Source organism: Kribbella sp. NPDC051936 (assembly GCF_040680955.1).
Classification (GTDB): Bacteria; Actinomycetota; Actinomycetes; order Propionibacteriales; family Kribbellaceae; genus Kribbella.
Map to the genome: position 1 here is coordinate 25,422 of NZ_JBFAXS010000006.1, position 19,470 is coordinate 44,891.

18 protein-coding genes are annotated in these 19,470 nt (G+C 70.1%); 5 read left to right on the plus strand and 13 right to left on the minus strand.

From position 1 onward, the window contains the following. Nucleotides 1-5 precede the first annotated feature (5 nt). From AB0L64_RS21180 to AB0L64_RS21190, 3 genes are all read right to left on the minus strand, one after another. On the minus strand, nt 6-611 hold the full coding sequence (locus AB0L64_RS21180; RefSeq protein WP_363712433.1) for an SGNH/GDSL hydrolase family protein: 606 nt from the start codon (nt 609-611) through the stop codon (nt 6-8). After that, nucleotides 608-1,705 (minus strand): Gfo/Idh/MocA family oxidoreductase, encoded by a 1,098-nt coding sequence (locus AB0L64_RS21185; protein WP_363712435.1) that lies wholly within the window; start codon nt 1,703-1,705, stop codon nt 608-610. Before AB0L64_RS21185 ends, AB0L64_RS21180 begins: the two co-directional genes overlap by 4 nt. Nucleotides 1,706-1,781: 76 nt before the next feature. Next, complete coding sequence (locus AB0L64_RS21190) at nt 1,782-2,531, minus strand: sugar phosphate isomerase/epimerase (protein ID WP_363712437.1); 750 nt, start codon at nt 2,529-2,531, stop codon at nt 1,782-1,784. A gap of 278 nt (nt 2,532-2,809) precedes the next feature. Between AB0L64_RS21190 and AB0L64_RS21195 the strand changes: the two genes are divergently transcribed. Next, nucleotides 2,810-3,832: a LacI family DNA-binding transcriptional regulator gene (locus AB0L64_RS21195; protein ID WP_363712439.1), complete on the plus strand. Its 1,023-nt coding sequence runs from the start codon at nt 2,810-2,812 to the stop codon at nt 3,830-3,832. An 83-nt stretch (nt 3,833-3,915) separates the two neighbouring features. Here AB0L64_RS21195 and AB0L64_RS21200 read toward each other — a convergent pair whose 3' ends face one another. From AB0L64_RS21200 to AB0L64_RS21210, 3 genes are all read right to left on the minus strand, one after another. Further along, nucleotides 3,916-6,003, minus strand: coding sequence for a molybdopterin-dependent oxidoreductase (locus tag AB0L64_RS21200; protein ID WP_363712441.1), 2,088 nt, complete (start codon nt 6,001-6,003; stop codon nt 3,916-3,918). Nucleotides 6,004-6,037: 34 nt separating this feature from the next. Then, nucleotides 6,038-6,550 carry an AAA family ATPase gene (locus AB0L64_RS21205; RefSeq protein WP_359931742.1) on the minus strand — a complete coding sequence of 171 codons (513 nt, stop codon included), beginning with the start codon at nt 6,548-6,550 and terminating at the stop codon, nt 6,038-6,040. Between the two features lie 78 nt (nt 6,551-6,628). Beyond that, nucleotides 6,629-7,234 (minus strand): TetR family transcriptional regulator C-terminal domain-containing protein, encoded by a 606-nt coding sequence (locus tag AB0L64_RS21210; protein ID WP_363712444.1) that lies wholly within the window; start codon nt 7,232-7,234, stop codon nt 6,629-6,631. A 76-nt stretch (nt 7,235-7,310) separates the two neighbouring features. Here AB0L64_RS21210 and AB0L64_RS21215 point away from each other — a divergent pair, with 76 nt between their 5' ends. From AB0L64_RS21215 to AB0L64_RS21225, 3 genes are read left to right on the plus strand one after another with little or no spacing between them, the layout of a single operon-like run. Next, complete coding sequence (locus AB0L64_RS21215; RefSeq protein WP_363712446.1) at nt 7,311-7,859, plus strand: 2TM domain-containing protein; 549 nt, start codon at nt 7,311-7,313, stop codon at nt 7,857-7,859. Nucleotides 7,860-7,899: 40 nt separating this feature from the next. Continuing rightward, on the plus strand, nt 7,900-8,541 hold the full coding sequence (locus tag AB0L64_RS21220) for a Pr6Pr family membrane protein (RefSeq protein WP_363712448.1): 642 nt from the start codon (nt 7,900-7,902) through the stop codon (nt 8,539-8,541). A 4-nt stretch (nt 8,542-8,545) separates the two neighbouring features. Beyond that, nucleotides 8,546-9,196, plus strand: coding sequence for a hypothetical protein (locus tag AB0L64_RS21225; protein WP_363712450.1), 651 nt, complete (start codon nt 8,546-8,548; stop codon nt 9,194-9,196). Nucleotides 9,197-9,329: 133 nt separating this feature from the next. Here the strand turns inward: AB0L64_RS21225 and AB0L64_RS21230 are convergent, their stop codons facing one another. Beyond that, nucleotides 9,330-9,920, minus strand: coding sequence for a transglycosylase family protein (locus AB0L64_RS21230; RefSeq protein ID WP_363712452.1), 591 nt, complete (start codon nt 9,918-9,920; stop codon nt 9,330-9,332). A 324-nt stretch (nt 9,921-10,244) separates the two neighbouring features. Beyond that, nucleotides 10,245-10,781 (minus strand): DUF5946 family protein, encoded by a 537-nt coding sequence (locus tag AB0L64_RS21235; protein WP_363712454.1) that lies wholly within the window; start codon nt 10,779-10,781, stop codon nt 10,245-10,247. Between the two features lie 91 nt (nt 10,782-10,872). Here AB0L64_RS21235 and AB0L64_RS21240 point away from each other — a divergent pair, with 91 nt between their 5' ends. Then, a complete protein-coding gene (locus tag AB0L64_RS21240) occupies nt 10,873-11,472 on the plus strand; it encodes a response regulator transcription factor (protein WP_363712456.1) in 600 nt (199 codons plus the stop codon). Here AB0L64_RS21240 and AB0L64_RS21245 read toward each other — a convergent pair. From AB0L64_RS21245 to lanKC, 5 genes are all read right to left on the minus strand, one after another. Next, entirely contained in the window at nt 11,451-13,136 is a 1,686-nt protein-coding gene (locus tag AB0L64_RS21245; protein ID WP_363712458.1) for an ABC transporter ATP-binding protein, read from the minus strand. The genes AB0L64_RS21240 and AB0L64_RS21245 overlap by 22 nt on opposite strands. Continuing rightward, entirely contained in the window at nt 13,133-14,785 is a 1,653-nt protein-coding gene (locus tag AB0L64_RS21250; RefSeq protein ID WP_363712460.1) for an ABC transporter ATP-binding protein, read from the minus strand. The genes AB0L64_RS21245 and AB0L64_RS21250 overlap by 4 nt, the downstream gene beginning before the upstream one ends. Next, nucleotides 14,782-16,629 (minus strand): prolyl oligopeptidase family serine peptidase, encoded by a 1,848-nt coding sequence (locus AB0L64_RS21255; RefSeq protein WP_363712462.1) that lies wholly within the window; start codon nt 16,627-16,629, stop codon nt 14,782-14,784. The genes AB0L64_RS21250 and AB0L64_RS21255 overlap by 4 nt, the downstream gene beginning before the upstream one ends. A 124-nt stretch (nt 16,630-16,753) precedes the next feature. After that, a complete protein-coding gene (locus tag AB0L64_RS21260) occupies nt 16,754-16,891 on the minus strand; it encodes a SapB/AmfS family lanthipeptide (RefSeq protein WP_130387812.1) in 138 nt (45 codons plus the stop codon). A 4-nt stretch (nt 16,892-16,895) separates the two neighbouring features. Beyond that, on the minus strand, nt 16,896-19,451 hold the full coding sequence (lanKC, locus tag AB0L64_RS21265) for a class III lanthionine synthetase LanKC (protein WP_363712464.1): 2,556 nt from the start codon (nt 19,449-19,451) through the stop codon (nt 16,896-16,898). Nucleotides 19,452-19,470: the final 19 nt, after the last annotated feature.

Sequence of the window (19,470 nt, forward strand, 5' to 3'; positions counted from 1 at the left end):
GAACGTCAGGCGTCCAGGACGTACCGTCGCCACAGATCGGCGAGGGCGCGGTGTCCGGCAGCGGTTGGGTGTACGCCGTCGCCGGCGAGCGTCGCCGCACCGGCCGACGCGGCCTGCTTGGTCAGCTCGACGTCGGTGGGGACCAGGATCGCGCCGTACTCGACGGCCAGCTTCCGGACCACCTCGAGCTTCGGGTCGAGGTCCTCGCGCCACTCCTCCTGCCCGTCCTTCACCGGCAGCAGGAACGGCTCCATCAGGACCACAGGGCACGACAGCGGGTCGAGCAGCGACCGGTACGACGCCTCGAAGTCCTCGGGCGTCGTCGGGTCGTCCTCGTCGTACCGCCGCCAGGTGTCGTTGATCCCGATCAGGATCGACACCAGCGACGGGTCGTGGGCCAGCACATCGGCGGACCACCGGGCAGCCAGGTCGGCCGCCCGGTTGCCGCTGATGCCGGCGTTGACGATCGCCGGCCGGCGCTCGCCGAGATCGTCGGACAGCTCGCGGACGTAGCCGTCGCCGAGTCCGGAAGGATCGGTACGGCGGCCGCAGTCGGTCACCGAGTCCCCGGCGAACACGACGGTCCGCCGGGGATCCAGAAGGATGCTCACAGAGTGGCCGCCGTGACGTCCCAGTCGTCGGGCAGGATCGGCGCGACCTCGACTGTGCTCGCCACGTCCACGAACGCGCCGGTGTCGATCGAGTCGGTGATGGACGCCATCACGTCGACGATGTGGAACGCCAGCGCGCCGGTCGCCCGGTGCGGCCGGTCGGCCCGGATGGCGCGGGCCATCTCGAGGACGCCGGTCCCGCGCTGTGCGACCGCCTTCGTCTCGGCGATCGTCTCCCAGTCTTCCGCGCCGCGCCGGCGGATCTTGATCGCACCGTCGAACCCGTTCGGGTCCGGTACGGCGAGGGTCGCGTCCGAACCGGTGATCTCGACGAACCCGGCCCGCGGCAGCGGCGAGTCGAAGCTGAAGATGCTCTGCGACGACTGCCCCGACTCGAACTTCGCGATCGCGCTGACATGCGTCGGCACGGTGACGTCGAAGTCGGTCCCCGCCAGCGGACCGGAGCCGATCGTGCGCTTGTCCCGCGACTTCGAGCCGATCCCCGCGACGGCGGCGACAGGGCCGAAGAGCTGCACCAGCGTGGTCAGGTAGTACGGGCCGATGTCCCACAGCGGGCCCGCGCCCTCCTGGAAGAGGAACGCCGGGTTCGGGTGCCAGGACTCCGGTCCGGGGGACTGCATCAGGGTGAGCGCGGTCAGCGGCGTACCGATGTCACCGCGCTCGATGATCCGCCGGGACTCCTGCAGGCCCGGGCCCAGGATGGTGTCCGGGGCGCAGCCCAGCCGCAGGCCCGCGTCCTGGGCCGTCGCCAGCAGCTTCAGGCCACTCTCCTGGTCGAGCGAGAACGGCTTCTCACTCCAGACGTGCTTACCGGCGGCGATCGCGGCGAGGGCCACCTCGACGTGGGCGATCGGGATGGTCAGGTTGACCACGATCTCGACATCGGCGTTGTTCAGCACCGCCTCGGGACCCCCGTGGGCCTCGATGCCGTACTGCTCGGCCTTCTCCTTGGCGGCCTCCGGCCGAAGGTCGCCGATCGCGACGACCTTCAGGTCCGGGAAGCTCTGCATGCTCTTGATGTAGGCGTCGGAGATGACTCCGGCGCCGATCACACCTACGCCGACTGCGCTCATCGTCGTCCTCGCTTCGCTGCAGGCGCCGATGAGGCACGAAGGGCGCTGTGCTTGATGGTGAACTCGCTTCGCTCGTTCACGCCGGTGCGCCCTCTCCGGTGAGGAAGGCGTAGCTGCCCTCGACCGCGTCGAAGATCTCGCCGGTGAAGTCGTCCAGCTCGACCACGCGGAGCGCCTGCGGCGCCGCGGCCAGGATGTCCCGGACCGCGATGGTGCCGTCGCCGACCGCGACCTGGGCCTTGTTGTTCAAGGTCCCGTCGCCGTCCTTGACGTGGATCGCGGTGACCCGCTCGCCGAACTTCTTCAGCAGCGCCGGTACGTCGGCGCCGCCGACCGCGGCCCAGTACGTGTCGACCTCGAGGATCACCTCGTCGGACAGGTTGTCCGCGAGGATCTCCAGCGCGTGCGCGCCGCCGATCGTCGACTCGAGCTCGAACTGGTGGTTGTGGTAGCCGACCGTGATGCCGAGGTCGGCAGCAACCTTCGCGGCCTCGTTCAGGCCCTGGGCGATCGCCTTGACGTCGTCCGCGGCCTGCCAGCGGGCCGGGTCGGTGTGCGGGTCGATCACCGTGGTGATGCCGAGCCGCTGCGCCGCGGCGAAGATCGGGGCGCTGTCCTCGCGGAGCAGGCCGGCGTGCGTGGTCGGGGCCGAGAGTCCGTGCTTGGGCAGCGCCTCGGCCAGACGGTCCGCGAACGCGGTTACACCGAAGGGTTCGACCTTGGTGTAGCCGATCTCCGCGATGCGGGCCAGGGTGCCGTCGAAGTCCTCTTCGAGCTTGCCCCGGACCGTGTACAACTGGAGGGACAGGTGGTCCTTTGCGACCATGGTTTCTCCTTGTCGGCGGCGCCGCACCCGCTGCCCTGGGGTTGGCGCCGACTGATAAGCCGAACCGGTTAAGTAACGACGGCAACCGTATCCCACCCTGCCCCGTCCCCACCACCCTCCGCCCAACGACTGGGCGGTCACCTGACAGGCCGTTCAGCCCGCTGGTCCCGGGCAGGTCACTTTCTGTGCGGAGATCCTGACATGGTGTGCGTGACGGAGGACACTGTGAGTGTCCGGATCGCTCGTCAGCGGTCCGGTCGCTGGGGAGGAGTGCCATCGTGTCGCACGTAACCATCAAAGAGATCGCACGGCGCTGCGGTGTCTCACAAGGCGCAGTGTCCTACGCCCTGAACAATCGGCCCGGGGTGTCCGAGGCCACCCGGGCGCGAGTGCTGAAAGTCGCCGCGGAAATGCAGTGGGCTCCGAACCGCGCCGCCCGGCAGTTGTCCGCGGCGCGCAGCGAGACGTTCGGGCTCGTCCTGGCCCGGACCGCGCAGACGCTGAGCGAGGAGCCGTACTTCATGGGCTTCGTCGGCGGGATCGAGGCGGTGCTGGCCGAGAAGTCGTACTCGCTGGCGCTCCAGGTCGTCGCGAATCTGGACGACGAGATCGCGACGTACCGGAAGTGGGCCGCGGAGCGCCGGGTCGACGGCGTGATCGTCGTCGACCTGCGGGTCGCCGATCCCCGCATCCCGGTGCTGCGCACGCTCGGTCTGCCGGCCGTCCTGGTCGGCGATCCCGCGCTCGCCGACGGGATGCCGTGTGTCTGGACGGACGCCGCCGCGGCGATGACCGCGGCGCTCGACCACGTGGCGTCGCTCGGCCACCGGGTGATCGCGCGGGTGGCCGGTCCGCCGGAGTTCGGCGACGTCTGGATCCGCGAGCAGGCGTACGACATGGCTGCCTGCCGGCTCGGGCTGACGGCCTCGACCCATCACACCGACTACTCCGCCACGCAGGGCGCCGACGCGACCCGCGAGGTCCTCGCCGCCAGCCCGCGCCCGACCGCGATCGTCTACGACAACGACCTGATGGCGGTGGCCGGGCTGGCCGTCGTCCAGGCGCTCGACCTCCGCATCCCCGACGACATCACCCTGGTCGCCTGGGACGATTCGCCGCTGTGCCGGATCACCCACCCGACACTCACCGCCCTGAGTCACAACGTGGTCGGCTACGGAACCGAGGTGACCCACCGCCTGCTGGACCTCCTGGCCGGCGCCCAACCCCAGTCACACCTCTACTCGACGCCCCTCCTGCTCATCCGCGACAGCTCCGGCCCCCCACCTCGCGCGAACGGATAACCCCTCGCCTTGGGGGTTCTTCGTCGGTATGCCAACGAAGAACCCCCAACAGGCGGGGATAACCCCGCGTGTGTCGGAGCTGCTCAGCCGGCGGTGACGGTGACGGGTACGCCGTTGACCGCGGAGGTGCCGGCGACGGCGTCGACGAAGGCTGTGTCGGTGATGTCGTTCGCGCTGGGTCCGGGGACCTGACTGGCCACCGAAAGTCGCGCGCCGGGGTGGTTGTGGCCGAAGCCGTGCGGCAGGCTGACCACGCCGGGCATCATGTCGTTGCTAGAGGCAACCTCAACCGAGACGGCGCCGGCCGCCGAGGTGACGGTGACCAGCTGGCCGTCGGTCAGGTCGCGGTCGGCGAGGTCGCCCGGATGCATCAGCAGCTGGTGCCGCGGCTTGCCCTTCACCAGGCGCGCGGAGTTGTGCATCCAGGAGTTGTTGTTGCGCAGGTGCCGGCGGCCGATGAGCAGCAACGCGCCGGGGGCGACGGTCGTCAGCGCATCCAGCCGCGGCAGATCGTCGAGGATCAGCGGCTGGGCGAGGTCGATCCGCTTCGACGTCCGCCGCAGCGCTCCGGGCAGCGCCGGCTGCAACGGCCCGAGATCGATCCCGCCCGGTGACCGGCGCAGCTTCCCGACCGACAAGCGGTACGGACCGATCCGCAGCCCGGCGTCGACGATCCGCCGCGGTGACAACCGCAGCCGTGCCGTCGTCTGTACGCGGCGCCGGCTCCACGGGGTACGGCGTACCAGTGCCAGCCCCAGGTCCCGGAAGATCTCCCAGTCGTGCCGCGCCGACGCCGGCTTCGGCAGGACGGCGTCGTTCCACCGCGCGGTGTTCCGGACGGCGAGCTGGTGGAAGATCACGTCGTAGTGGTCCCGCTCCAGCGGCGGCGCCGGCGGCAGGATCACGTCGGCGTGCCGCGTGGTCTCGTTGATGTACGGATCCACCGCGACCATGAACTCGAGCGACCCCAGCGCCTCGTCGAGCCGGCGACCGTCGGGTGTCGACAGCACCGGGTTCCCCGCGACCGTCACCATCGCCCGGATCTGCCCCTCGCCCGGCGTCAGGATCTCTTCGGCCATCGTCGACACCGGCAACTCGCCGCCGAACTCCGGCAGGCCGCGGACGCGGCTCTTCCAGGCGCCGACGTGCCCGCGCCCGAGTCCGAGCAACGCGTTCACAGCCGGCCGCGGGAACATCGTCCCGCCGGGGCGGTCCAGGTTCCCCGTGATGATGTTCAGCACCTGGATCGCCCACTGGCAGACCGCGCCGAACTGCTGCGTCGACACTCCGACCCGCCCGTAGCAGGCCGCCCGATCGGCCGTCGCGAACTCGTGCGCGATCCGCCGGATCGCGTCCGCCGGGATTCCGGTGATGTCCGCGGCCCGTTCCGGGGTCCACTTCTCCACCGCGGCCTCCACGGCCGCGAGACCGTCGACGTACGCCGCGACGCGCGCGTGACCGTCGGAGACGACCTGATGGATCAGGGCGAGCAGGAAGGCCGCATCGGTCCCCGGCCGGACGAAGTGATGCTCGTCGGAAACCGCTGCCGTTTCGGTCCGCCGCGGATCGACGACGACGACTTTTCCGCCGCGTTTCCGCAGTTCCTTCAAGCGTTTTCCGAAACCGGGCGCGGTCATCATGCTCCCGTTCGATGCCAGCGGGTTCGCGCCGAGCATCAACAGGTACGACGTCCGGTCGATGTCCGGCACCGCGATCATCAGCTGGTGCCCGTACAGCAGGTACGACGCGAGCATGTGCGGCAACTGGTCGATCGAGGTCGCGCTGAACCGGTTCCGGGTCCGCAACTGCCGGACCATCGTCGGCAGATGGGTGAGCGCGCCGAGGCTGTGCACGTTCGGATTCCCGAGGTACACCCCGACCGCGTTCCGTCCGTGCTCACGCTGGATCCCGGTGAGCTTGCCGACGACGAGCTCGTACGCCGCCTCCCACCCGATCTGCTGCCAGCCGTCGGCCGTCCGCCGGACCGGTGTGGTCAGCCGGTCGGGGTCCTCCTGGAGATCGCGGAGCGCGACCGCCTTCGGGCAGATGTGCCCGCGGGACAGCGGGTCGGACTCGTCGCCGCGGATGTCGGTGACCCGGCCGTCCTCGACGGTGACGAGCACGCCGCAGATCGCTTCACAGAGGTTGCAGGACGTCCGTCGTACGGTCATCCACTCAAACTACCCCCGGGTAGCGACGGCCGCATCAGTCGAAGCGCGCCTCGTCGAGCCGGCCGAGGATCGCGTCCACGGTCTCGCCCACCGACAGGTCGGAGTTGTCCAGCCAGAGCCCGCGCCGCGGACTGAACGCATGCAGCTCGTAGTCGAGCTCGTCGACCAGATGGTGCGCGCCGCCGAGCCGGGTCGAGATGACCTCCGGCCGGGGCGTCAGCACGACCAGGTACCGCGGCCGGGTCCGGATGCCGTCCAGGAACTCGCGCAGCAGCTCGCCGATCACCACGTCCTGCAGGACCACGGTGAAGCCGGCCTTCGCGTACTCGTCGGCGGCCTGACAGGCGAGCCGGTAGCGCAGCTGCAGCTGGCGTTGTGCGGCGAGCACGTCGTCGGCCATCGACGCCTGCCCGCTCACGATCATCCGCCGGAAAACGTCCCCCCGCAGATGCACGCCGTACTGGAACCTCTCGGCGAGCATCTGGGACACCGACGACTTCCCCGCCGCCATGATTCCACTGACGACGATCACCCCCTCGGACTCCATGCGGTGATCGTGCCACGTGCCGCGCGGTTTTAGGCCGGTCTCGGCGATTCTTGTCCGAAAACCCAGGTTTGCAAGGGGTTACTGCCGCGCCATCAGCGTCTCGAGGTGCTGGCGCAGCAGCTGCCGGACCCGGGCCGGGCTGGTGCGGTCGGGCTGGATGGCGGCGTGCAGTGCGAGGCCGTCGATCAGGGCGTGCAGGCGCTCGGCCTCCCGGCGTACGTCGAGATCGTCCTGGAGCGCGCCGTCCTCGGCGAGCGCGTTCAGCAGCGACTCGCACAGCTGCCGCAGACCGTCGTGCACGGTGTCGACGTGCGCGCGCAGGCCGCCGGCGCCGGACTCGGCCTGGGCCTGCGCCATGAACGCCATCCAGACGTCGAACTCGGCGCGCCGCTCGGCGTCCAGCGGCAGCGCCTCCTCGAGGTAGCGCAGCGCGATCGTGGTCGCGGAGCCCTTCGGCTGGATGGCGGCGACCCGCTCGGTCACCCGGCGCGACACCAGATCCATCGCGAAGCTCAGCAACCCGTCCTGGTCGGGGAAGTAGTAGCGCACCGCGCTCGCGGACCAGCCCGCCTCGGCGGCGATCGTGCGCACCGAGGCCGCCCGGATCCCGTCCCGGCGGACCACTCGCCACAGCGCTTCGGCGATCTCCTCGCGGCGGGCGGCGTGGTCGACGATCTTCGGCATGTGGTCCTTTTTAGCACAGCTGTGTTAGTCTCGTTTTACAACACGGTCGTACTTAAAAACTCGGGAGGGGAACACCGTGCTGCTTGCTGTCATCGCCGCGTGTGAGATCGGGTTCTGGGTCCTGCTCGTCGCAGGCCTGGCGGCCCGCTACCTGCTCCGGCTGCCGAAGATCGGTCTGGTGCTCCTGGCCGGCGTGCCGCTGGTCGACGTCGTGATGCTGGTCGCGAGCGTCGTGGACATCCAGCGGGGAGCGGAGCCGTCGTTCAAGCACTCGCTGGCCGCGATCTTCATCGGCGTCAGCGTCGGCTTCGGCCACCAGACGTTGCAGTGGGCCGACAAGTGGGCCGCGCACTACATGGCCGGCGCCCCGCGTCCGGTCAAGCCGCCGAAGAAGGGCCCGGAGCGTGCCCGCCGGGAGCGCGCCGGCTGGTTCCGGCACCTGCTCGCGTACGTCGTCGGCGTCGGCATCATGATCGGCCTCGGCCTGCTCTCCGGCCGCGGGTACGACGCCGCGCTCGGGCCCGCCTGGACCTGGACGATCGTGCTGGTCATCGACGCGATCGTGTCGTTCAGCTACTCCTTCGAGGGCGCCGCGGCGCCGGACCGGGAGAAGGAGTCCGTCTGAGGTCCCGGCGTACGCCTCGTGGTCGTCGTACATTGCGTTCATGACGACGACGGGGCGTATCTGGACCTGGCTGACCGTGACGGTGGTCCTGGCGGGCATCGTGATCCAGTTGCCGCTGTCGGCGCGGAACGAGGAGGGCTTCTTCTCCACCGCGCCCGAACGCCTCTTCAACGTGTTCGCGTACTTCACGATCCAGTCGAACCTGTTGCTCGGCGGTACGGTGCTCGTGCTCGCGCTGTGGCCGGACCGGACCCGGGGCGCGGTGTTCAAGACACTGCGGCTCAACGGTGTGCTGTGCATCGCGGTGACTGGCATCGTCTATCACGCGGTGCTGGCCGGGCTGGACGAGCTGAGCGGGTGGGCCTGGGTGTCGAACTTCCTGCTGCACACTGCCGCCCCGATCGCCGGCGTCCTCGGCTGGCTGTTGTTCGGCCCGCGTGGTCAGACCGACTGGCGGATCGTCGGGTGGTCGATCGTGTACCCGTTGCTGTGGCTCGCGTTCACGCTGATCCGCGGCGAGTTCGTGCACTTCTATCCGTACCCGTTCGTGAACGTCGACGAGCACGGGTACGGACGGGTGCTACTGAACTGTCTGCTGGTGGCGGTACTGTTCCTGGCTCTGGCGGCGGGGGCGACCACCCTCGACCGCCGGTTGCGCCGGAAGACAACCGTCGAAAGGTAGACCCGTGCTGGTGACCTCGCGCTCGTACGCCGAGTACGAAGCGATGTTCGACCTGGTGGAACTCCCTGAGTCCGTGCTCGACTGCTGTGCGGGCGGCGCCGGCTTCACGGCCGAGGCTGCGGCCCGTGGCGTGGACGCGATCGCCGCCGATCCGGCGTACGAGCTGGACCATGCCGAGCTCGTCGACAGCGTCCGGCGCAGCCTGCCGGCGACGTCGGGCATCGTCGACGAGCATGCAGGGAGCTTCGTCTGGCACTGGTACGGGTCGCCGGAGCGGAAGGACCAGTACCGGATCGAGGCGGCCGACCGGTTCCTGCAGGACGTCGAGGCGGCGCCGGAGCGGTACGTCGCCGCGGGCCTGCCGGACCTGCCGTTCGGGGATCGCCGGTTCGAGCTGGTGCTGTGCTCACATCTGTTGTTCACCTGGTCCGACAAGTACGACCGGGACTGGCACGAGGCCGCGTTGCGGGAGCTGATCCGGGTCAGCAACTCCGAGGTGCGGATCTTCCCGCTGGTGCAACAGGGTGCCGGGGCAACGATCCCGTGGCTGCCGGAGCTGCTGGAGTCCCTCGACGGCGTCACCTACGAGATCCGCAAGGTGCCCTACGAGTTCCAGGTCGGCGCCGACCAGATGCTGGTCATTACGCGCAGCTGAACTCTGGTGCTTCCCACCCATCGCGCTCACGGATGAGTGCGCCACTGACCCGTCACGATGGGCGGGAAGCGGTCCAGTGGGCCGGACGAGCGTGTGAGGACGGTCTACCGTCGCCCGCCCGGCCGGGTCCGGCTCAGCGCAGGTACTTACCGCAGACCGGCCATGGGGAAGCGCCGCGCTGCGCGTAGAGCTTCTTCGCGCGCATCAGCTGCTCGCCCGCGGAGGCCTTCGCCGGGTTGCCGGAGCCGCCGACACTGCGCCAGGTCCGCAGGTCGAACTGGAACAGCCCGTAGTAGCCGGCCGGGTTCACAGCGCGCGGGTTGCCGCTGGACTCACAGTTCGCGACCTTCGCCCAGGCGCCGCTCAGGTTGGCCTTGCCGCTGCTCTTCGGGCGGTCCTCGGACCGGCTGGTCTTCGCCTTGCGCTCCGGCTTCGAGCTCTTCTTCGTCTCGGCCTTCTCGGCCTTCTTCTGGGTGGTCCGCGGTGCCGGGTCGGCGGCGGCCTTCTGCACCCCGTCGAGCGTGAGGGTCTGCCCGATCAGGATGAGGTTCGGGTCCTTCAGGTTGTTGATCCGGGCCAGCTCGTGCCAGTCGGCGCCGTTGGCCTGGGCGATCTCGGAGAGGGTGTCGCCGGACTTGACCTTGTAGTCGGTCGCGAACGCCGAAGCGGCGCCGGCGGCGGTGATACCGGCTCCCAGACCGGCGATGGAGATGGTTCGGGCCACCCGGCGAGTGCTTCGCCGGGCGCGCGCATGTCGGGCCTTGGACATCTGGAAAGCGCTCCTCGTGAGCTTGGGCATGGTGGAACGCACCGTGCAGGGGGAGGCACCCGGACGCGGCGCCGACCAGGTCACGGGACAGCGTCCGAATGGTCACGCCACGGTAACGACGCGACCTGAGTCATCCTGTGTGAGGATCGCCGGAAACGCAAGACCAATCCGTGATCTGCCCCGAAGTTTTTCCGGAGCCTGAACTTCCGAAAGCCCAACAACAGAACGGTTTCCGGGCCGCGACACGCCGCACTGTACGCCTGGGAACCGATCAGTTTTTCAGCGCTTGAACCAGCGTTCCGGGACCAGTCGAACGGTCAGTTCGCGGATGGTCTCCCGGTCGTCGTCCGGCCACGACTCCCAGACCTCCCGGGCCCACTTGAGCAGTGCCGCTTCGACCTCGTCGACGCCGCCCGCGGTGAGCACGTCGTACGCCGTCAGCTCGCCGACGCGGGCCGGCGGGACGAGGCGCGGCCAGTCGGCGTACGAGTTCGCCATGATCCCGTGCGCGGTGCGGACGTCGATGTTGCCCGAGCCGCGTTCGAAGAACATGTAGAGACCGTTGAGCGCGAACACCGGCCCGATCCGCGGCGCGGCCGGGGCGACGTGCTGCGCGCCGTACGCGTCGATCCGGAGCTGGTGCAGGTATCCGAGCCGGGCCGCGTGCTGTACCTCGAAGCCGAGCAGCTCCCCGGCGACCTCCGCGCACGCGCCGGACGCGTTGTACTTCGGCGTACCTGGCCACTGTGAAACCGGCAGTACGGCGCCACAGCCGGGGCAGGTCGTGGATTCGTGCGTGCCATTCGGTGCGTTCACTCGTTGATCGAAACACGGGCAACCGCCGTCCGGCAGCTGGATTTCACCGCTGGGGGTGGTGAGGCGACAGACGGTGATGGGGGCAGAAGCGGTGATCCGAGTGGCTCTCGGCCATCGTGGCACGTTGGTGCGTGGTGCACTGGCCGCGGTGCTGGCAACGGAGAACGACCTGGACGTGGTGGCCGAGCTGGACCGCTCGGAGGACGTCCTCCAGGTGGCGGGGCGACGTCCGGAGGTGTTCCTGCTCGACCCGCAGCTGCCTGGCCGGATCCGGATCGAGGAGCTCTGCCGCAAGCTCGCGGGGCGCGGCGTGCTGGTGCTGATCGACCATGAGGCGATCGCCGCGACCAGTCTGGCGCTGGTGAAGCAGGCGCCGCGGATCGGCCTGATCGCGACCGACGCGACGACCGACCAACTGGTGCAGGCCGTGCGCGACGTCGCGAAGGGGCTGCCGGTGGTCGACGTCCGGCTGGCGGTGGCCGCGCTGAAGGCGGGCGACAACCCGCTCACCGAGCGGGAGTGCGAGGTGCTGCGCCAGGTGACCACCGGCGCGACCGCGCAGGAGGTCGCCCGGACCCTCAGCCTGAGCGCGGGCACTGTGCGGAACTACTTGTCCAGGATCCTCGCCAAGACCGGCTCCCGGAGCCGGATCGAGGCGATCCGGAAGGCTCAGGACGCGGGCTGGATCTGAGGGCCGGGCGTCCAGTTGCCGTGCAGGTCGCGGTACATCCGGGACGTGCGCATCAACGTGGCGTGTGTCCCGAGGGTGGCCTTGTTGCCGTCGAGCACGAGGATCCGCCTGGCCCGCAGCGCCGAGCTGATCCGGTGCGCGATGACGACCAGCGTCCCCTCGCGCTTGGCGAAGGCTTCCTCGGCCTGGCGCTCGGCCTCCGCGTCGAGGAAGCAGGTCGCCTCGTCGAGCACGACGAGCGGCGCGGGCGACAGGTAGGCGCGGACCAGCGCGAGCAGCTGCTTCTCGCCGGCGGAGAGCTCGCCCGGACGGACCGTGGCGTGCAGGCCGCCGAGACGTTCGACGAGCTGCTCGGCGCCGACGGTCTTCGCGGCGAGCTCCAGCTGACGATCTGTTGCGTCCGGCAACAAATAGGCGAGGTTGTCGCGCACGGTGCCGCTGAAGACGTACGCCTCCTGCGGGATCAGGACCCGGGTCTGCGCGAGCCGCTCGAGGCTGACATCGGCCGGCGGAACACCGCCGAGCTGCACGTGGCCGTCGGTCGGAGTCAGCATGCCGCAGACCAGCCCGGCCAGCGTCGACTTGCCGATACCGCTAGGGCCGACGACGGCGAGATGCTCGCCTTCGGGGATCGTCAGTTCGAGCTTGTCGAGCACGGGCTCGGCCCTGAGGCCGTACGCGAAGGTCAGTCCGCGCAGCCGGACCTGATAGCCGTTGAGTACGTCGACGGTGCGAGGCGCGTCGGTCGGGGTCGACGTGTCGAGGATCCGGCCGAGCGTGATGACGTAGCGCAGACCACTGTCGCCGAGAGCGTTCATCACCGTGTTCAGCGCCGGCTGCAGGCCGATCAGGACATAGGTCAGCCCGCCGAGCAACGTACCTGTGCTGACGCCGCGGCCCACCAACCACGGTCCGGTCGCGAGCAGGATCAGCAGCGGCAACCAGCCGCCCACGGCGAAGCACAGCGTCCGTAGCGCGGAAACCTTCGCCAGTGCGCGTTCCGCTGCCGCATACGCGTCGATCGGCACGCCGGCCAGCCATTCGGCATACTCCTCGGTCCCGGAGGCGCTGATGTCGCGGACGCCGCCGAACACCATCCCGGCCGAGGCCGCGAGGTCCTCGTCCGCGGTCAGTGACGCACGCACACGGTCCGCCGCCATCCCGAGCACCGCGAGCGACAACGCGAACCCCAGCAGGAACGGCGGTACGACGAAGGCGGCGACGAGCGGAGCGAGCGACAGCAACCCGGTCAGGACGCCGAACAGCGTGACCGCGAAACTGCGCAGCACGAGGACCAGGCCAGCGAACGTGTCCCGGACGATCTCGACCTGACGGTTCAGGCGGGCGACGGCGCTTTCGTCCGCGGTCCGGAGTGCGCCGCGGACGACCCGCCGGACCAGATCGTCCCGCAACGGCTCGACCAGCTCGCCGAGCCGCCCGTACACCTGACGCGCACCGGCCGCGCCCAGACCGGCGGTCGCGACCAGCCCGCCCAGCCAGGCGATTCCCTGCCAGGCATGGCCACCCAGAAAGCTGTCCGTCGCCCGCGCCACCGCAACCCCGTACACCGCCGTCGGCAGAATCTCCGGAACCGACCACCCGATCAACCTGACCGTGGCCCGCTTCCGTAGCGCGGCAGCGCCGTACGACAGCTCTCGTTTCATCCGAAAACGGCTCGATAGGAGGTGTTGTGCCAGAGGTCGGCGTGGGGGGCGATGGCGCGGACCTGGCCTCGGTCGAGCCAGATGACCAGGTCGGCGCGGGCCGCCGTGGCCGGGCGGTGGGTGACGATCAGGCGGGTGCGGCGGTGCCGGTCCTCGGTGAGAGTGCGGCTGATCTGGCGTTCGGTGGCGGTGTCCAGACTCGACGTGGCGTCGTCGAGGACCAGGAGACGGCGGGCCGGCCAGGCCCGGGCCAGGCCGAGACGCTGGCGTTCGCCGCCGGACATCGGTGCCTTGTGCAACGAAGTGAGGTACCCGTCGGGCAGCCGGCTGACGAAGTCGTGGGCATGCGTGGCGCGGGCGGCCGCGAGCGTGCGGACCGGGCTGACCGCGTGCGGGTCGATCGCCTCGCCGATCGTCCGGCCGACCAACTGCGGGCGCTCGAACGCACACCCGACCGCGCTCCGCAGCGCATGCCGGCTGACGGCCTGCAACGGTACGCCGTCCAGGGAGACCTGGCCGGTCGACGGGTCCCGCAGCCGCGCCGCGACCGCTGCGAGCACGGACTTTCCGGCGCCGCTCGGGCCGACGACCGCGACCGTCAGGCCACCGGGGAGCTCGAGACTCACGTTGTCGAGCAGGACGTTCCCGTCGGCGACCACGCTGACACCGTCGAACGTCAGCTGCCCGGGGCCGGACGGCAGCGTCAACGTGCCGTGCGCGACGGGCTCGACCGCGATCACCTCGGCGGACCGCCGGACGCCGGCCTTGGCGCGGGCGAGCTCGCCGAGCACGCCGGTCAGGTTACCGAGGCCGGCCCCGAGCACGGCGTACTGCGAGGCGGCGAACAGCTCTCCCGCGGTGATGTCGCCGCCGACGAGCTGGATGCCGCCGACGGCCAGGACCGCGACCAGGACGAGCGGGCCGACGACCGCGGCCTGCGCGCCGGAGCGGGCCAGGATCCGCCAGGTGACGACACCGTTGCGGTGCAGCTCGGGCAACAGCCCGAGGATGCGGCGCTCCTCGCGCTCCGTCGTACCGGCTGCGGTGATCGTGCGGATGCCGGTGAGCGCCTCCGACAGCAGCGCGGCGATCCGGCCCTGGGTCTCCTGATAGGCCAGGCTGACGTCGGCGGTCCGCTTGGCGAAGGTCCAGAGCACGAGGACCACGAGCAGGACGCCGCCGAAGAACGCGGCCGCCAGCCACGGGTCGATCACGGCCAGCAGGACGAGGCTGCCGAGCGGGGGAGCGACCGCCGCGATCGCCGTCACCGCGGCCGGCCCGGCCTGGGCGGCGTCGGTCGCATTGGCCGAGACGCGGGTGACAAGGTCGCCGGTCTCGAAGTCGCGCGTACCGCCGGGGCCGCCGCGGACGACGTGCCGGACCAGCCGGTGGCGGAGCCAGGCCGTGGTCTCGGCGACGCAGGCCGCGCCCGCGAACGCGTCGATGATGCTGGCCGCGATGCCGAGCCCGATGAGCGACGCCGCGACGACCAGCCAGCGCGTGTACCCGGCGCCGGCCACGATCGAGTCGACCGAACGCCCGAGGACCGCCGGAAGCGCGAGCGTGACGGCGCTGCCGATGAGCGCGTTGACTCCGATCAGCGGCAACCAGCCCCGCCCCCGCTTGGCCACCTCCTTGAAGGTGATCATCGGCGGAGACCTGTCTGGTCCGCGACGAACGCGAGCATGTCGGCGGCCAGGCCGATGCCGCCGGTGGTGTGCCCGGCGTCCGGCTCGAACCTCAGCAGGACCGGTCGGCTGCCGGCCGTCGCGTGTTGCAGCGCCGCGCACAGTTTCCTTGCGTGCAAGGGATCCACGCGGGTGTCGTTCCCGAAGGCCGTCAGCAGGACGGCCGGGTACTTCACGCCGTCGGCGACGCGGTGGTACGGCGAGTAGGAGAGCAGGGTCTCGAAGTCGTCTGCGTCCTGCACCGTGCCGTACTCCGCGGTCCAGCGTTCGCCGAGCCCGGAGAGCTCGTAGCGAACCATGTCGGTCAGCGGGGCCGAGCAGACCGCGGCGGCGAACAGCTCTGGGCGTTGGGTGAGCGCGGCCGCCGTCAGCAGGGCGCCGTTGGACTCGCCGCAGATGGCGAGCTGGTCGGCGGTGGTCCAGCCATCGGCGATCAGGTGCTCGGCGGCGGAGATGAAGTCGTCGAAAACGTTCTGCTTGTGGTGGCGCGTTCCGGCGTGGTGTGAGCTGCCGTCGCCGCGAACGGTCGCCGTCACGAAGGTCCCGCCTGCTTCGACCCAGGCCAGCGCGAAGGCGGAGTACGCCGGCGTGAGCGACTGCCCGAATCCGCCGTACCCGTAGAGGATCGTCGGACGCGGCCCCGGCTCGCCGATCACCTGCAGCTCGACACCGGTTCTGGTCGTCAGCCGGCGCATCGTGGCTTCCCGCGCGGCGACGTCTCCAATTGTGGTGCGGGTGCTCGCGTCGTAGCAGTAGACGGTCGGCGGCGTCACGCTGTCCGTGTAACTGAACCAGGCTCGGTTGCCGTGGGCGGTCAACGCACCCACTGACCCGCTGCCGGGGAGGTCCAGGGTCGTCTGCAGCCGGCCGCTCTCCCGGTCGTGCACGGTGATCTCGTTGGTCGTGCTGACCAGGACCACGTCGTCGAGGATCGCCAGGCCGGTCAGCGGCTTGTCCGGGCGGAGGTAGTCGTGCCAGACCGTCGGCTCGGTCGGGTCGCCGACGCAGATCCGCCCGGTGGTCGAGTCCTGCGCGGTGACGACGTACAGACGGCCGTCCGGACCCACTGACATGATTGTCGTCGCGTCCTGCGGCAGATGCCGCGGCGGTGCGTCGATGGTCAGGTCGGCGAGCCACACGTCGGTCGCGGTACAGATCGTCAGCCAGCGGCCGTCGGCGCTGATCTCCAGGCCGTACGACGCCTCGTCCGCGAGGACCGTGACGTCGTCGGGATCGCCCAGGCGGTGACGGCGCACCTGCCGGAAGCGCACGTAGTAGAAGGTGTTTCCGTCGGGGAGCCACGTGACGGGCGAGTAGCGGCAGCCGTCGATCGGCCCGTCGACCACCTGGCCGCTCGCGATGTCGAGGACGCTCAGCGACGAGCGCTCGTCACCGCCGCGGGACAGCTGGTACGCGAGCGTCGTGCCGTCCGGCGAGGGCTGCCAGGCGTCGAGCGTGGTCAGGCCGGTCGGGTCGAGCTGCTTCGGATCGATCAGCGGCTTCTCGTCGACGTACAGGACGGCGTGCTGCTGCCCGGCCGCGCGGCGCAGCGTGAAGCAGCGGTCTCCGCGCCAGACGGGCGTGGACACGCTGCAGACGTCCGACAACCGCCGGACGTGGTTCTTCCAGCCGAACCGACTGGTCAGCGACGCGGCGTACGTCAGCCAGAGCTCGTCCTGGTCCCGCAGCCATCGCTCGGTCGGCGCGGCCGCGGAGTCCTCGAGCCAGCGGTACGGGTCCGCGACGTCACTACCGTGCACCTGCTCCACGAGCGTCAGACGCTCGGCGCATGGATAAGACTGCACGGGTCGATCACCTCACTCTCCCCTTGTCCCACCAACACAACGAGCAGGCAGGCCCGGGGCTACAGGTCGGCCCTGGGCGGTGTCACCACCCAGGGCCTCACTACCTGGCAATACAGGTGCCGTATCAGTGGCAGAGCAGCAGGCTCAGGTTGCTCGGGGTCTGCGAGGCGCAGCCCAGCACGGTCAGCGTGGAGCCGCCGTGGTGGTGGCCGCCGTGGCCGTAACCCGGGGTCTCCAGACCCTGAAGGTCGAGAAGTGCCATGTTTTTACACCTCCTTCGGTGCGGTTCGTCGGGATGGGGACTCGGACCACTGGGGAGGTCCGAGGAACGGGAGGGACACCGGCGCGTCGTGCAGCGCCGTGCCCAGGGCCAGCAGGACGCCGGCCGATCCGGTCGCCAGGTCCATCGAGAGACGGAGCAACTGGTTGCCCGGGAACGCGAGACCGCCCTCGAACGGCATCGCGTGCCAGCCGAGACCGTGCACCAGGTCGTCGACCTGGTCTTGGAGCACGGCAGCAGCGAGGAGAATGCCCGCGCGGCCCATGAACAGCCCTGGCTGGACGTAGTAGCCGCAACGCGTGACCCGCTGCAGCTCCCGCAGCTGCAGGTTCAGCTCGTCGGACGGACGGTGGCGCAGGTAGCGCTCGAGGACCAGCGCGATGCCGACGGATCCCTCTTCCAGGTAGGGGAGGGTTCGCCAGCCCTGGTTGACCTGGCGCATCCCGTCCTCGGTGAGCACCGTGCGCTTCAGGTCCTGCCGGATCGCGATCTCCGCGAGGTCGAGCAGACCGGTGTCACCGAGCTGCTCGAAGGCGTTCAGGAACAGCAACGCCGGGCCGGACGAGCCGTGCATCAGGCCGGCACGTGCGTGCTGCCCGCCGCTGATCTCCGCTACGTCGGTCTCCAGCCGGTCGGCGACCAGGTCGAGGACCCGGACCGCCTTCGCCCGGAGCGCCGGCTCGGTGTCGAAGTGCAGCAGGTTCAGGCCGATGCCGGCGAGACCGGAGTGCAGCCCGAGCTCGCGGGAGCTCCAGTCGTCGTCGAGGGTGCGGTCGACCAGGTCCAGCGCGTCCTGCCGGTAGCCCAGCTCGTCGAGGACATGGGCGACGCCGTGCAGACCGTCGTACAGCCCGGGGCCCGTCGCGGTGCTGACGGCTTGCTTGCGCAGCCAGTCGTCGTACTCCGGGAAACGGCCGGCCCCGGTCTTGGCCAGCGCGTACAGGACGCCGGCCGCGCCGGTCGCGAGGTCGATGCCGCCGCCGTCGCGGAACTGCGCGATGTCGCCGGGGAACAGCCGGTCCGTGCGCTCCGGTGTCGCGCTCGCGAGGATCGCCTTGGTGAGCGCCTGACGTACGTCGGTCCAGCCGGCCCGGCCGGGGAGTGCGATGCCGTCCAGCTCGTTGGTCGCGTCGGCGCCGACGATCGTACGCACCGCGTCGTCGAGGGTGTCGCGCGCCACGGGGAACGTCTCGGCGATCATGTCCGCGAGCTGGAACGCCTTACCAGGATGGAGATTCAACAGGATCGTCGCCTGCGGCGCGTAGACGCCGAGCGCGATACAGGCCAGGGCATATCGGTCGACGTCGACGCCTTGCCGGTCCGGCGGAGCGGCGTACCCGGGGTGGGCGAGCGTCGAGCGTGCCCGGTCCTCGGCCCTGGTCGCGACCTCGAAGTCGATCAGCGTGAGCTTGCCGTTCACGTCGAGAAGCAGGTTGTCCGGATGCAGGTCGCAGAACACCACACCGCGCTCGTGCAACTGCCCGACGGCCTCGCCGACCTTGGCGATCATCGCGGTCGCCCACTCGGCGTACCCGGCCTTGTCGGCCTCGGTCGCGTCCGGGTGCGTCAGCGGATACCGCCGGACCAGCTCGCGTTGCAGTGACACCGAGTCGATGTGCTCCTGCACGAGGAAGTGATGGTCGCCGAGCTGGAGGTAGTCGTGCGTCCTCGGTACGGCGTCCAGGCCGGCGAGCTGCTCGAGGATGTCGCGCTCGTGGGCGATCCGCGCGACCGCGTCCCGCCCGGACATGTCGAGCCCGGCGTACGGACGGCCCTCCTTGAGGACGACGCGGTCGCCGGTCTCGTTGTGGTGGCCGAGGTACACACCGCCGCCGTTGGAGAACTGGATGACGCCGTCGATCGTGTATGCGAGGTCGTTGGTGGTGACCGCGTTGCGTGCGTCGAGATGTGGCTGCAGGAAGTCCGGCAACTGGACCCACGGCGGCGTGACGAAGGTCGGGCCGCGATGGTCCGGCACGAGGGTGCCGTTGGCGTCCTCGATCGCGAGCACGCGCTCGCCGGTCGGCGAGAGGCAGTGCCTGCTGACGAAGGCGCCGTACCGCACGAACAGCGGGCCGTCGGCGTAGCGCAGATCGCTCAGGATGTAAGGGCCTGCGACGCCCTGGAGGACCTCGTTCAGCTCCTTCAGCACCAGCTCGAGCTGGGCCTCGTCGGTCGGGTAGATCGTTACCAGCTTGCCGCTCGACCCGCGGGGAGCGGCCTTGGAGTTGACCATCACCAGGACGGCCTCGTTGCGCAGGTACTTGAACGCGATGCCGCGCGGGACGCAGTACTCCCACACGGCGTCGAGCGTCCGCTCGACGTCCTGCAGCCGCGCCGAGACGTGGACCTTCCAGCCCTGCAGCGGGAGCTGGAGATTCTCCGGCGCGTAGTGCATCCACTGCTCGCCCGGCACGTGCCGCCAGCCGCCTGGCACCGGCCGCTGCGTGATCGCGAAATCCGGATGCTGGGCACCACGGTTGGCCGGCGTCTCGTAGAACCGCCGATCCGCAAGGCAGTAGAACTCGTAGCTCTCGTGCATGACTGTCCGACCCCCTTTC